The sequence below is a fragment of the Streptosporangium sandarakinum genome, assembly GCF_013409935.1.
GTDB classification, from domain to species: domain Bacteria; phylum Actinomycetota; class Actinomycetes; order Streptosporangiales; family Streptosporangiaceae; genus Streptosporangium; species Streptosporangium nondiastaticum.
This window is the reverse complement of the sequence record NZ_JACCCO010000002.1, coordinates 1220780-1233670: the sequence shown is the minus strand read 5'-3', so window position 1 is coordinate 1233670 and position 12891 is coordinate 1220780. Positions and strand designations below refer to the sequence as shown.

The 12891-nt window shown below is 73.1% G+C and carries 15 protein-coding genes; 9 read left to right on the top strand and 6 right to left on the bottom strand.

The annotated features are described in order from the left end of the window. Positions 1–187 precede the first annotated feature (187 nt). The 3 genes from dapE (at position 188) to HDA43_RS23980 (ending at position 2871) form a co-directional block, all read left to right on the top strand. Entirely contained in the window at positions 188–1249 is a 1062-nt protein-coding gene (gene dapE, locus HDA43_RS23990; RefSeq protein ID WP_179825331.1) for a succinyl-diaminopimelate desuccinylase, read from the top strand. A gap of 220 nt (positions 1250–1469) precedes the next feature. Continuing rightward, positions 1470–2264 carry an LOG family protein gene (locus HDA43_RS23985; protein ID WP_179825330.1) on the top strand — a complete coding sequence of 265 codons (795 nt, stop codon included), beginning with the start codon at positions 1470–1472 and terminating at the stop codon, positions 2262–2264. Between the two features lie 22 nt (positions 2265–2286). Then, on the top strand, positions 2287–2871 hold the full coding sequence (locus HDA43_RS23980) for an LOG family protein (protein WP_179825328.1): 585 nt from the start codon (positions 2287–2289) through the stop codon (positions 2869–2871). Between the two features lie 25 nt (positions 2872–2896). Here HDA43_RS23980 and HDA43_RS23975 read toward each other — a convergent pair whose 3' ends face one another. Beyond that, positions 2897–3208 (bottom strand): hypothetical protein, encoded by a 312-nt coding sequence (locus HDA43_RS23975; protein ID WP_179825326.1) that lies wholly within the window; start codon positions 3206–3208, stop codon positions 2897–2899. 42 nt (positions 3209–3250) lie between these two features. On the opposite strand from HDA43_RS23975, the gene HDA43_RS23970 reads away from it, so the two are divergent. Together HDA43_RS23970 and HDA43_RS23965 are read left to right on the top strand one after the other, a co-directional pair. Further along, complete coding sequence (locus HDA43_RS23970) at positions 3251–4102, top strand: hypothetical protein (protein ID WP_179825324.1); 852 nt, start codon at positions 3251–3253, stop codon at positions 4100–4102. Beyond that, on the top strand, positions 4099–4647 hold the full coding sequence (locus HDA43_RS23965; RefSeq protein ID WP_179825322.1) for a DNA-3-methyladenine glycosylase I: 549 nt from the start codon (positions 4099–4101) through the stop codon (positions 4645–4647). Before HDA43_RS23970 ends, HDA43_RS23965 begins: the two co-directional genes overlap by 4 nt. Positions 4648–4717: 70 nt before the next feature. On the opposite strand, the gene HDA43_RS23960 is transcribed toward HDA43_RS23965, so the two are convergent. The 4 genes from HDA43_RS23960 to HDA43_RS23945 form a co-directional block, all read right to left on the bottom strand. Further along, positions 4718–5197 carry a PPOX class F420-dependent oxidoreductase gene (locus tag HDA43_RS23960; RefSeq protein ID WP_179825320.1) on the bottom strand — a complete coding sequence of 160 codons (480 nt, stop codon included), beginning with the start codon at positions 5195–5197 and terminating at the stop codon, positions 4718–4720. 52 nt (positions 5198–5249) lie between these two features. After that, positions 5250–6698 (bottom strand): MFS transporter, encoded by a 1449-nt coding sequence (locus HDA43_RS23955; RefSeq protein WP_312873510.1) that lies wholly within the window; start codon positions 6696–6698, stop codon positions 5250–5252. A gap of 90 nt (positions 6699–6788) precedes the next feature. Next, positions 6789–7571 carry an enoyl-CoA hydratase gene (locus HDA43_RS23950; protein ID WP_179826421.1) on the bottom strand — a complete coding sequence of 261 codons (783 nt, stop codon included), beginning with the start codon at positions 7569–7571 and terminating at the stop codon, positions 6789–6791. 5 nt (positions 7572–7576) lie between these two features. Then, positions 7577–8389 (bottom strand): PaaX family transcriptional regulator, encoded by an 813-nt coding sequence (locus HDA43_RS23945; RefSeq protein ID WP_179825318.1) that lies wholly within the window; start codon positions 8387–8389, stop codon positions 7577–7579. Between the two features lie 190 nt (positions 8390–8579). Here HDA43_RS23945 and HDA43_RS23940 point away from each other — a divergent pair, with 190 nt between their 5' ends. Both HDA43_RS23940 and HDA43_RS23935 read left to right on the top strand, forming a co-directional pair. Next, positions 8580–8747, top strand: a complete 168-nt coding sequence (locus HDA43_RS23940; protein ID WP_179825316.1) for a DUF3117 domain-containing protein — start codon at positions 8580–8582, stop codon at positions 8745–8747. Between the two features lie 189 nt (positions 8748–8936). Further along, positions 8937–10421, top strand: coding sequence for a leucyl aminopeptidase family protein (locus HDA43_RS23935; RefSeq protein WP_179825314.1), 1485 nt, complete (start codon positions 8937–8939; stop codon positions 10419–10421). 101 nt (positions 10422–10522) lie between these two features. Here the strand turns inward: HDA43_RS23935 and HDA43_RS23930 are convergent, their stop codons facing one another. Continuing rightward, positions 10523–11173 (bottom strand): O-methyltransferase, encoded by a 651-nt coding sequence (locus tag HDA43_RS23930; RefSeq protein ID WP_179825312.1) that lies wholly within the window; start codon positions 11171–11173, stop codon positions 10523–10525. 192 nt (positions 11174–11365) lie between these two features. Between HDA43_RS23930 and sigE the strand changes: the two genes are divergently transcribed. After that, positions 11366–11998, top strand: coding sequence for an RNA polymerase sigma factor SigE (gene sigE / locus HDA43_RS23925; RefSeq protein WP_179825311.1), 633 nt, complete (start codon positions 11366–11368; stop codon positions 11996–11998). Positions 11999–12050: 52 nt separating this feature from the next. Further along, positions 12051–12578: an anti-sigma factor family protein gene (locus tag HDA43_RS23920; protein WP_179825310.1), complete on the top strand. Its 528-nt coding sequence runs from the start codon at positions 12051–12053 to the stop codon at positions 12576–12578. Positions 12579–12891: the final 313 nt, after the last annotated feature.

Sequence of the window (12891 nt, the reverse complement as noted above, 5' to 3'; positions counted from 1 at the left end):
GTGGCGGGCTCTCCGACCGGCCACGCGCCCGCCCGCCGTACCGGAGTCGACCGGCCACGCGCCCGCCCGCCGTACCGGAGTCGACCGGCCACGCGCCCGCCCGCCGTACCGGAGCCGACCGAGGCGGGCCCGCCCGGCGGTCGCGTGCCCCGGGGAGATCCGCGGCCGGGCCGGTAAGGTCGCGAGCATGGGTACGCGTCTGGATCTCACACAGGACGTCGGCGCGCTCACCGCGCGGATCGTGGACGTCGAGTCGGTCAGCGGTCACGAGAAGGCGCTGGCCGACGCGGTCGAGGAGGCGCTGCGGGCGCTGCCGCACCTGACCGTGCACCGCGACGGCGACGCGGTCGTCGCCCGCACCGCGCTGGGCCGCGGCGAGCGGGTGGTGATCGCCGGGCACATCGACACCGTGCCGGTCGCCGGCAACCTGCCGAGCCGGGTCGAGGACGGCCTGCTGTACGGCTGCGGCACCTCCGACATGAAGTCCGGCATCGCGGTCGCGCTGCGGCTGGCCGCCGCGCTGCCGGAGCCGAGCCGGGACGTCACGTACGTCTTCTACGACTGCGAGGAGATCGAGGTCGAGCGCAACGGCCTGCTCCGGCTCAGCCGCCGGCACCCCGACTGGCTCGCCGGGGACTTCGCGGTGCTCATGGAGCCCACCGACGGCGTGATCGAGGGCGGCTGCCAGGGCACGCTGCGGGCGCAGGTCGTCACCCGCGGCAAACGCGCGCACAGCGCCCGGTCCTGGCTCGGGGTCAACGCCGTCCACGCGGCCGGTCCGGTCCTCGCGATCCTCGACGGCCACCGCGCCAGACGGCCCGTCGTGGACGGGCTGGAGTACCACGAGGGCCTGAACGCGGTCGCGATCAACGGCGGAGTCGCCGGCAACGTGATCCCCGACGAGTGCGTGGTCACCGTCAACTACCGTTTCGCCCCGGACCTGTCGCTGGAGGCGGCCCAGGAGCACGTGCGCGGGGTGTTCGACGGGTTCGAGGTCCACTTCACCGACGGGGCGCCCGGTGCGCGGCCCGGCCTGTCCCACCCGGTGGCCGCGGCCTTCCTGTCGGCCGTCGGCGGCGAACCGCGGGCCAAACTCGGCTGGACCGACGTCTCGCTCTTTTCCGGTCTCGGCGTTCCCGCGGTGAACTACGGGCCCGGAGATCCCAATCTCGCGCACCAGCGGGGGGAGTACGTCGCGCTGGAGAAGATCGTCGAGTGCGAGCGCAGAATGCTCGACTGGCTGAGCTGACGGCCGGCATGCCCGGCTGGCTGGGCTGACGGCCCGCCCGGCGACCCGGACGGGCCGGGCCCAAATGAAAGTGGCTTTCCTCGTCGGCCATTTGACGGGGAAAGCCACTTTCAGTCCCGAGCAGCACCCTCGGCGGTTAGACGCGCGTTCGGCGAAATCCGGTTCCGTGTTCGCCAGTAGATTTTTCAAGATTTTTGTTGAACGGGCTAGCGTGTTCGGCATGAAGAAGACACGCCCGGAACGCCGGCAGGGGGCATCCCTGGTGCGCGGCGCCCTCGTTTCCGACTCCACGCACGACCAGAGGCTCCTCGACCGCAGGGGGCCGGCGGATTGGCTGCACATGGACCCCTGGCGGGTCATGCGCATCCAGGCGGAGTTCGTGGAGGGCTTCGGACAACTCGCCGAACTGCCCCAGGCGGTCACCGTCTTCGGGTCCGCGCGGACCAAGGAGGGCACGCCCGAGTACGAGATGGGCATCGAGCTCGGCCGCAAGTTCTCCGAGGCGGGCTACGCCGTGATCACCGGGGGCGGGCCCGGCTGCATGGAGGCGGCCAACCGGGGCGCCAGGGAGGCGGGCGGCGTCTCCGTGGGCCTGGGCATCGAGCTCCCCTTCGAGCAGCAGATGAACGAGTACGTCGACCTCGGCATCGAGTTCCGCTACTTCTTCGTCCGCAAGACCATGTTCGTGAAGTACGCGTGCGGGTTCGTGACGCTCCCCGGCGGCTTCGGCACGATGGACGAGCTGTTCGAGGCGCTGACCCTGGTGCAGACCCGCAAGGTCACCTCCTTCCCCGTGGTGCTCATGGGCACCGAGTACTGGGGTGGCCTGCTCGACTGGATGAAGACCACCCTGGTGGGCTCCGGCAAGATCTCCCCGGCCGACATCGACCTGATCTACGTCACCGACGACGTGGACGAGGCCGTACGGATCATCACCGACGCCGACCGGAACCGGTCGCGGCACCGCGAGGACGAGGAGCGGGCGGCCGCGGGCACGGTCGGCGACGCCCAGTAAAAGACGGTCGTAAGGTCTCAACGTGTTCGTATGCGTATTCCTGGCATCGAGCCAGAAGATCGACGCGAAGTATCTGACGCTGGCGGAGGAGGTGGGGGCCGAGATCGCCCGGCGGGGCCACACGCTCGTCAGCGGCGGCGCCAAGGTCTCCTGCATGGGCGCGGTGGCCCGCGCCGCCCGCGCGGGCGGCGGCCGCACCATCGGGGTCATTCCCCAGGCCCTGGTCGACATCGAGGTCGCCGACGAGGACTCCGACGAGATCGTCGTCACGACCGACATGCGGGAGCGCAAGGGCGTCATGGACGCCCGGTCCGACGCGTTCCTGGTGCTGCCCGGCGGCATCGGGACGCTGGAGGAGCTGTTCGAGATCTGGACGGCGCGCACGCTCGGCCTGCACGACAAGCCGCTCGTGGTCCTCGACCCCTGGGGGCTCTACGCGCCGCTGCGGCAGCTCGTGGACAACCTGCACGAGGCGGGCTTCACCCGGCCGAACGTCTTCGACGCGATCTCCTGGGCCACCACGGTCGAGGAGGCGTTCCAGCACCTGGAGAAGCGGACGCGGCACCTGGTGCCGAGCCCCGAGGAGATCGGCGAGTCCACGCCGTAGGCACGCGCTCCGGCCTGGCCTGGTCTCAGGCCAGGCCGCGGCGGGTCAGCGCGGGCGGGCGCCGCCCGGCGAGGGCGTCGGCCATCTCGGCGGCCTGCCGTACCGGGCCGGGGCGGGTCGTGCGCAGGACCCGCGCCCCGGCCCAGACGCAGACCGCGGCCACGGCCAGCTCCGCGGCCTCCTCGGCGTGCCCGGCGGCGCTCCCGACCAGGGCCGCGGGGGTCACGACGACGGTGTGCCCGGCGCGGGCCAGCTCGGCGATCCCGGCGACGGAACGGGCCTCCACCCAGCCGGGATCACCCGGATCTCCAGGGCCGATCACCACAAGAGCTGCCATGACCCCAACCTTAGATCAGGGGAGTTGTGGCACGATTCGTATGTGCTGGTCGTACTCGCGCTCGCGCTCGCCGCCATCGCCATACTCGCCGGTGTCTGGGCGGTCGCCACGGGACGGGGTGACGAACTGGGGGAGTTCACCCCGGACGTCCCGCCGCTCGGCCTGCCCGAGGCAGGGCAGCTCGGCGCGGTCGATCTCATGGCGCTGCACCTGCCGGTGAGCCTCGTCGGCTATCACACCGAGAGCGTGGACGAGGCGCTGAACCGGGTCGCCGCCGCGCTGAGCGAGCGCGACACCCGGATCGCGGTGCTGGAGCAGCGGGTGTCGGAGCTGCTGGCCGGCCGCCTCAAAGCCCGCCAGGAGGCCTACGCCGCGCCGCTGAGCGGTCCGCGCACCGAGCACGAGCCCGAGGCGCCGTGGGGCCCCACGGAGCTGCTGGAGACCCATCCGGGGGAGCCGGCGGCCCCCGGCGGTTCTCCGGGCGCCCCCGCCGTGCCGTACGGCGACCGGGCGACCGGGAGCGACGCCCGGCCCGCCCTACCGGCCGAGGACGACCCGGAGGCCGAGGGCGGCTCGAAGGCGGAGGACGGCCCGGAGGAGACCTCCGCGGACGGCAGGGACGGCGAGGGCGGCGAGACCGGTGAGACCGGCGCGGCCCCGGAGCCCGGCGGCCGCCCCGCCCACGGTGACCGGAGCGACCGGGACGACCGGGACGATCAGGCGGGTGGCGACGATCGGGACGGCCGGACCGGCGAGCACGGCCGGACCGGCGGGGCCGACGGGGCGGGCGAGGACGACCGGCCCGGCCAGGATGGCCGGAACGACCGCGGCGATCGGGACGGCCAAGGTGACCGGAGCGACCGCGGCGACCGGGAAGTGAGGGAGGCGCGATGACCGAGCCGGTGCGCTGCGGCTGGGCCGGTTCGGCCCCCGAGTACATCGCCTACCACGACGACGAGTGGGGCCGCAGGGTCGAGGGCGACGATCTGGTGTTCGAGCGGCTGACCCTGGAGGCGTTCCAGTCCGGGCTGTCGTGGATCACGATCCTGCGCAAGCGGGAGAACTTCCGGGCCGCCTTCGCCGGGTTCTCCATCCCCGCCGTGGCGGCGTTCGGCCCGGCCGACGTCGAGCGTCTGATGGGCGACGCCGGCATCGTCCGCAACCGCGCCAAGATCGAGGCCGCCGTCGCCAACGCCCGGGTCGCGCTCGACGGGGGCCTGTCCGAGCTGGTCTGGCGGTACGCCGACCCCGGATCCCCGGTCCCGAAGATCCTGGCCGACGTGCCCGCCCAGACGCCCGGTTCCAAGGCGCTCGCCAAGGAGCTCAGGGCGCGCGGGTTCCGCTTCGTCGGCCCCACCACCGCCTACGCGCTCATGCAGGCCATCGGCCTGGTCAACGACCACCTGGCCGACTGCTGGGTCCGCGACGCCTGCCGCTGACCTCCGGTCCCGGCCGGCGCGGCGGGCCGTGCCGCCCCGGTGGGCCTTCCCGGGCCCGGTTCGGCACGGATCAGTTCCGCGCGTCCAGGGCCGTTCCGTACAGGCGTGACACCCGGAGCCTGATCACCACGCGCCGGTCCTTCACCATCTGTTCGAGGAACGCGGTCTCGTCCGCCGGGTCGTCGAAGCCGCCGGCCATCGCCAGCAGTTCCCGCCCGGTCGCGTCACCGGGCTCCGCGCTCGCCTCCGACACCTCCGCCTCGCCCTCCGCGACGGCGTAGGAGAAGACGTTCTCACCCTGGGCGTGCAGGGTCGCGCGCGGATCACGCCGCAGGTGCGTCACCTTGATGCGTCCCTCGGCCGACGAGATCCGGATGACCCGCTCCTCGGGGTCCCAGCCGAAGACCATCGAGGCCAGGTGCGGGCGGCCGTCGCGTTTGACGGTCGCCAGCACGCCGAACCGCTGCTCGCCGAGGATGCGGGCCACTTCGTCCTCGGTGAGGGGCCGGGCGCCGGGGCCCTGGCCGGGGCCGTAGTCGTTCTCGCTCATCTGGGTTCTTCCTTGTCGGTGGTCGGGTGGTTCCGGTGGCCGGGCGTGGCGGTCAGGAGGCGAGGGAGACCTCGCCGTCGTGCTCCGCCGTCACGGCCCGGGCGTCCCCGGGCCGGCGCAGTACGGTGAGCGCCACCAGGACGGCCGCCGCGAGCAGGCCGGCGGAGGTGGCGAAGGCCAGGTGGTAGCCGCCGGTGAGCGCGGCGGCCCGGCTCTCGCCCTCTCCGAGCAGCTGTTCCGTGCGGGACGCCGCCAGCGTGGACAGGACCGCGACGCCGAGGGCCATGCCGATCTGCTGGGTGGTGTTGAAGAGGCCGGAGGCCAGGCCCGCGTCGTCCTCGCGCGCACCGGACATGCCGAGCGTGGTCAACGCCGGGAGGACCAGCCCGCCGCCCGCGACCAGCACCATCACCGGCAGCAGGTCGATCACGTAGCCCGCGTTCACCGGGACGCGGGCCAGCCACAGCATGGCGGCCAGCAGCATGAGCAGGCCGCCCAGCAGGACGGCGCGCGCGCCGTACCGGGCGCTGAGCCGCGCGGAGACGAAGAGGGAGATGGCGCCGATGGCCACCGCGGCGGGGAGCATCGCCAGGCCGGTTTCGAGGGCGCCGTACCCGAGGACCCGCTGCATGTAGAGCGCGACGAGGATCTGGAAGGCGAACATCGCCGACAGCGCGAGCATCTGGACGAGGTTGCCCCCCGCGACGTTGCGTGAGCGCAGGACGCGCAGCGGCATGAGCGGGGTTCCCGCGGTGGCCTGGCGGACGACGAACCCGGCGAGCAGGGCGAGCGAGACGGCGCCGAGGCCGAGCGTGTGGGCCGAGAGCCAGCCGTGCTCCTCGACCTTGACCACCGTGTAGATCCCGAGCATCAGTCCCGAGGTGACCAGCGCGGCGCCCGCGACGTCCGCCCCGGCGGCGAGGCCGAGCCCGCGGTCACGCGGCAGCGCCGGGATCGCCAGGGCGATGGTGAGCAGCCCGATCGGCAGGTTGATCAGGAAGATCCAGTGCCAGTCGAGCAGGTCGGTGAGCACTCCGCCCAGCACCTGCCCGAGCGAGGCGCCCGCCGCGCCGGTGAACGCGAAGACCGCGATCGCCTTCCCGCGTTCCCGCTCCTCGGTGAACAGCGTCACCAGGATGCCGAGCACGACGGACGAGGCCATCGCGCTGCCGACGCCCTGGCCGAACCGCGCCGCGATGAGCAGGCCCTGGCCGTCCGCGACCCCCGCCAGCACGGAGGCCGCGGTGAACACCGCGTTTCCGGCCAGGAACATCTTCTTGCGGCCGATCAGGTCGCCCAGTCGCCCCGCCAGCAGGAGCAGCCCGCCGAACGCGACAAGGTAGGCGTTGACGATCCAGCTGAGGCCGGCGGGCGAGAAGCCCAGGTCCCGCTGGATGGCGGGCATCGCGACCGTCACGATGCTGCCGTCCAGGATCGTCATCAGTCCCGCGGCGGACAGCACGCCGAGGGCCAGGGGTCTGCGAGGGGATGCGAACGACACGGGTCGTCTCCTGTTCCGTAAGGCAACAGGAGAGACGCTAACAGATTGTTTTGTTGTGGACCATCCCTATCGAACTTGTTTTGTTGTCGCCTAGTGGCCCTCGAACACGGGCCGCTCCTTCCTGAGGAAGGCGCGGGTGGCGTTGACGTGGTCGTCGGTCCTCGCGCACTCGTCCTGGAGGGCGGCCTCCTGGTCCAGGGCGTCCGGCAGGGAGGCGCCCGCGGCGAACGCCAGGGCCCGCTTCGTGGCCCCGTAGGCGCTCGTGGGGCCCTGTGCCAGCCGTACGGCCAGCTCCCGGGCGGCGGCGTCCAGCTCGGCGGCCGGGACGACCCTGGAGACGACCCCCAGCTCCAGCGCGCGGGCCGCGTCGAGCGGCTCGCCGAGCAGCAGGAGCTCGGCCGCGCGGGCCGGGCCGACCAGGCGCTGCAGGGTCCACGAGGCGCCGGAGTCGGGGGCCAGGCCGATGCCGGTGAAGGCCATGGCGAACCTCGCCTTCTCGGAGGCGATCCGCAGGTCGCAGGCGAAGGCCAGGGAGGCGCCCGCTCCGGCGGCGACACCGTTCACCGCGGCGACGACCGGCTTGTTCATCTCGGTGAGCGTCCGGACGATCGGGTTGTAGTGAGCCCGCACGGTGTCGTTCAGCCCCTGGCCCGCGTCCAGGGAGGCCGCGTGCTCGGCCAGGTCCTGGCCCGCGCAGAACGCCCGGCCCGAGCCCGTCAGCAGCACCGCCCGCACGGCGGGGTCCTGCGCGGCCCGGGTCAGCGCGTCCAGCAGGGCGGCCTTGGCCCGCAGGGTCAGCGAGTTCATCGCCTCCGGCCGGTTGAAGGTGATGGTGGCGACGCCGTCGCCGACGGAGTAGAGGACGTCGTTCACGTCGTTCACGAAGCTGGCTCCTTGGCTTCCTGCGGTTCGGTGAGAGTGAGATGGCGGTCGACGAACGCGGCGGCGGCCGGCAGGAGCCGGGCGGCCTCCCGCTCGAAGTAGGCCCGCGCCTTCTCCCCGGGCCAGCCGGGCGGCAGCAGGTCGGCGGGCAGTCCGGGGTCGCGGAACAGGAAGTTGCGCCAGCCGTGCACGAGCCTGCTGCGGGTGGCGAACGCCCGGTCGTCGGAGGCGTTCGCGGGCAGCCCGCCGACGAGGTCGACGGCCCGGGACAGCCACTCCTCGTAGGCCGCTCCGACGCCGTCCAGGTCCCAGGCGCGGGCGGCCAGCGCCGCGGGGTCGCCGTCCAGCGCGGCCTCGAACCGGTCGGCCCGCGCGCCCTCGGCGGCGAGGACCCCGTCCAGCTCGGGGGAGGGGCGGGGCCCGATCCAGGTGCTCTCCGTCAGGGGGGCGTACCCGATGAAGGCGAGGTCGGCCCGGAGCCGCTCCCGCCGGGGCCGCTCGCGCACCGGTTCCACCACGAGGATGTGCCACCGGCCGTTCCACGTGATCGTCTCAACTCGGTAAATTCTCATGGCCGTCTCGTCGAGGCGGCGCACGCACTTGGCGGTGGCCTCGTAGCCGGGCCCCTGGGGCAGCCTGGCGGGGGCGAGCCAGCCCTGCCGGACCATCCGGGAGACGGCGGTGCGGACGGCGGGACCGGCGATGTCCAAGGGTGCGAGCAGCCGGACGAGGGCCGCCACGGACGCGCGGCCGCCCCGGGAGCGCAGGTGGTCCCCGTACAGATCGAACAGTGCGGCGCGGGCGTTCACGGGGACAAGTCTGGTAGCCGGACGGGGTCACGGACAACGGTGCCGATTGCCGGATGAGTCGAAGGGGAGGCTGATCGTTACCATTCCGAGCGCGGAGACGGGATAATAGGACATCACAGAAGACGTGAATGCGTCGGCCACCCTCGGGTCTGACGGAGATCCGGAGCCCGAAGCAGGAAGGGATACACGCATGGCGGCTATGAAGCCGAGGACCGGCGATGGTCCGCTGGAGGTCGTCAAGGAAGGCAGGGGGATCGTCATGCGTGTTCCCCTCGAAGGCGGCGGCCGGCTCGTCGTCGAACTCTCGGCGGACGAGGCTGTTTCCCTCGGTGAGGAACTGAAGAAGGTCGTCGGCTGATCCCGATCCGAGACGGCGGTGCCAACGGGTCCTCCTGAGCGCTCCCCAGGGGAGCATGACACCCGCCACGACCCGCGCGACCGCGACCGATGAACGCATGACCACGGCCCTGGCCGCCGGACCGCCCGAAGAGGCGGCTCGCGCCGGGGCCGTGGTGTTGTCCCCGGCTGACTGACTGGAGTGCTTTCCATGCCCATCTCCCCGTGTTCACTCGTCTCCCGGCCGCCGGCGGGCCTCGGCCTGCCCGCCGCCGGACCGGCCGGCGCGTCCGCCGAGGGGGGTGAGCGGGTCGCCGGGGACGCCGGGCTGCTGGCCGTGCCGTTCGGCCCGGACCTCGTCCTCCAGGAGGCCGCGGCCGGGGTCGCGCTGCCGGTGCCGGTGGCCGCGCTGCTGGCCCACCACCGGGCCAAGGGCGAGGCCGGGGAGATCATCGAGGTGCCCGTCGCCGACGGCGACTCCGTCGGCCGGGTGCTGCTGTACGGCGTCGGCGACGGCTCGGCCGACGCGCTGCGCAAGGCGGGCGCGGCCGTGGCCCGGCGCGGCAGGGGCCGCGACGGGCTGCGGGCCGCGCTGCCCGAGGGCCCGGTCGAGGCGTTCGTGGAGGGCGCGCTGCTGGCGACCTACACCTTCCGCATGGGCGAGCCGCAGAAGCCCGCTCCGGTGGAGCGGATCGAGTTCGTCGGCGAGGGGGCCGAGGCCGCCGTGGAGCGGGGCGAGACGGTCGCCCGGGCGGTGGCGCTCGCCAGGGACCTCGCCAACACCCCGGCGTCGGTGAAGTCCCCCGCCTGGCTCGCCGAGCGCGCCCTGGAGCAGGGGGTCGCCGCGAAGGTGTGGGACGCCGAGGCACTGCGCGCCGAGGGGTTCGGCGGCATCCTCGCGGTCGGCCAGGGCTCGCCCAACCCGCCGCGCCTGATCCAGCTGTCGTACGAGCCGGAGGGTGCCACCGAGCACGTGGTGCTGGTCGGCAAGGGCATCACCTACGACAGCGGCGGCCTGTCGCTCAAGCCCACCGAGGGCATGAAGTTCATGAAGACCGACATGGCCGGCGGCGCCGTCGTCATCGCGGTGCTGGGCGCGCTGGCCGCCCTCGGCGCGCGGGTCCGCGTCACCGGGCTGATCGCCGCGGCCGAGAACTCCTTCTCCGGCTCGGCCCAGCGCCCCTCCGACGTGATCACCCAGTACGGCGGGCGGACCGTCGAGGTCCTCAACACCGACGCCGAGGGGCGCCTGGTGATGGCCGACGCGCTGGCCTACGCCGACGCCGAGCTCGACCCCGACGTCATGGTGGACATCGCCACGCTGACCGGAGCCATCGGCATCGCCCTCGGCAAGGGGCTGGGGGCGCTCTTCGCCTCCGACGACACTCTGGCCGCCGGCCTGTCCGCGGCGGGCGAGACCTCCGGCGAGCGGCTGTGGCGGATGCCGCTGATCGACGACTACGCGCCGGCCCTGAAGTCGTCCGTGGCCGACCTGGCCAACATCGAGGCCGGGTCCACCTACGGCGCGGGCTCCATCACCGCGGCGCTGTTCCTGCGCGAGTTCACCGGCAAGCGCCCCTGGGCGCACCTGGACATCGCCGGCGTCGGGCGCAGCACGGCCGACGAGGGCGTCTTCGCCAAGGGCGCCACCGGGTACGGCGTGCGCCTGCTCCTCGCGTGGCTGACCGGCCGGTGAGCCGGGCCGGGTTCCGCGGGTCCCCGCCGTGGCGGTGACCCGCGGGATCCGGGACCCGTCCTGCGGGTCCCCGCCGTGGCGGTGACCCGTGGGAACAGGACCTAGTCGTCGAGCTTGACGGCGGCCAGGACGCCCTCGCCGAGGGGGATCATCAGCGGGCGCAGCCGTTCGTCGGACTGCACGAGCTTGCCCAGCTCCCGCATGGCGACGGCGTCCGGGTCGCGGTGCGCCGGGTCGGCGATCCGGTGGCGCAGAAGGGCGTCGCCGAACACCACGATGCCCCCGCGGCGCAACAGGCGCACCGCCTCGTCCAGGTAGTCGGCGCACTCCTGCCGGGAACCGTCGCAGAAGACCAGGTCGTAGCCGCCGTCCGACAGGCGGGGCAGCACGTCCAGCGCCCGGCCGGTGATCAGCCGGACCCGGCCGCCGGAGAAGCCCGCCTGGGCGAAGACCTCCCGCGCCAGCCGCTGGTGCTCCGGCTCCACGTCCACGCTGGTCAGCGTGCCGTCCTGGCGCATGCCGCGCAGCAGCCACAGGCCGGACACCCCGCAGCCGGTGCCGATCTCCACGACGGCTCGGGCGTTGATGGCCGTGGCCAGGAAGCAGAGGGCCGCGCCGCCTCCGGGCGGGATCGGAGGTGCTCCCACCTCCGCGCCGCGCTGCCGCGCGGTGCGCAGAATCTCGTCCTCCGTGTGGAACCCGTCGGCATAGGCCAGAGTGGCCTCCAACGGACTTGTCGGCGACTCTGCCATCGGCCTCTCCTCCCGCTTTCTCCGTACACAGTCAGGCAGTGGGGCCCATAGTCCATATAGGCACTGGGTCGCAGCCTAAGGGAGCCGGGCCGGATCGGGAACTCATGTCGCCCGCGGTGCGTTGCACGGTTTAAGCGGCCTTTGCCGGTCCTCAGGACTGGCAGTGCACATGAGGGGGCGAAACCAGGCACTATGGCGATAGCGGTGGTCCCGGAGAGAGGAGTGCCGGTGGAGGATCCCAACCACCAGGCAGACGCTCCCGTGTCCGAATGGACACCTCCCACCTGGGAGGAGGTGGTCCGCACTCATTCCGCCCGCGTCTACCGGCTGGCGTACCGGCTGACCGGCAACGTCCACGACGCGGAGGACCTCACCCAGGAGGTCTTCGTCCGGGTCTTCCGGTCCCTGTCGAACTACACGCCCGGCACCTTCGAGGGCTGGCTGCACCGCATCACCACCAACCTGTTCCTCGACATGGCGCGCCGCAGGCAGCGCATCAGGTTCGAGGGTCTCGCCGACGACGCCGCCGAGCGGCTGCGCGGGCGTGAGCCGTCGCCGGCGCAGGCGTACGACGACACCCACCTGGAGCCCGACATCCAGGCGGCACTCGACGCGCTCGCGCCGGAGTTCCGCGCGGCCGTCGTCCTCTGTGACATCGAGGGGCTGTCCTACGAGGAGATCGCCGCGACGCTGGGGGTGAAGCTCGGCACCGTCCGCAGCCGCATCCATCGCGGGCGGGCGCAACTGCGTGACGCGCTGGAACACCGCGCGCCCAGGGGCGACCAGCTCCCCCCGACCATCACCCGTGGGGAGGAGTTCGCATGACCGGTCTCAGTCGTGACGGACACCACCGCGGGCCGCTTGGCAAGGAGTGCGCATGAGTCATCTTGGAGAACGCGTTTCGGCGCTGGTCGACGGTGAGCTGAATCACCACGAGCGCGACCGCGCCCTGTCGCACCTCGCCTTCTGCGCCGCCTGCCGGGCCGAGGTCGACGCCGTGCGGGCGCTCAAGACCCGGCTGCGGTCCCTGGACGGTCCGGCCGTGCCCGCCGACCTGTCGATGTCGCTGCTGAGGATGGCCGAGCCCGGCGGCCCGCTGCCGCCGCGCGAGCGGCCCTTTCCGTCCGGACGGACCTTCGGCGGCGCGCCGATCCCGAGCATGCACAGCGTGGCTCCGCCGGACAACCGGCCGCGAGGCCGGGCCCCGGGCGCCCGCCGGTCGAGGAGGTTCGGCTACGTCGCGGTGGGCGTAGCCTCCGCCGCGGTGGCGATCGGCACGATGTTCGCCGTGAACGGCTCCACCCCGGCCACGCACGTGCCGCCGGCCGACATGTTCGCCAACCACCACCGGCAGGTCACGCCCTCGGGTACGGCGACGCCGACCCCGTCGCCCACCGTTCCCTGACCTCCGCGCGGACCGGCTCCGGTCCGCGCCCGTGACGACGCGCCGCCCGGTCCACCCGGCGGCGCGTCGTCGTGTTCCGGGGCCGCGCCGAACTCAATCCCCTTTGCCGGATTTGATGGGAAAAGTTCCATGGCTGGCATGCCGGGCGACGCAACGGGCATACGATCTGGATCCGGGACTCAGCCGAGCAGGAGACGATCTGGGCGAGTGGAGGTCATGTCTACACCGTCTGCGCGGGCGTTCCGGCCGGCATGGCCGACACCGCAGCGGTGGCGCCGCCGCACTGGCCCGGAGCGGGCCGCCGCACCACTCG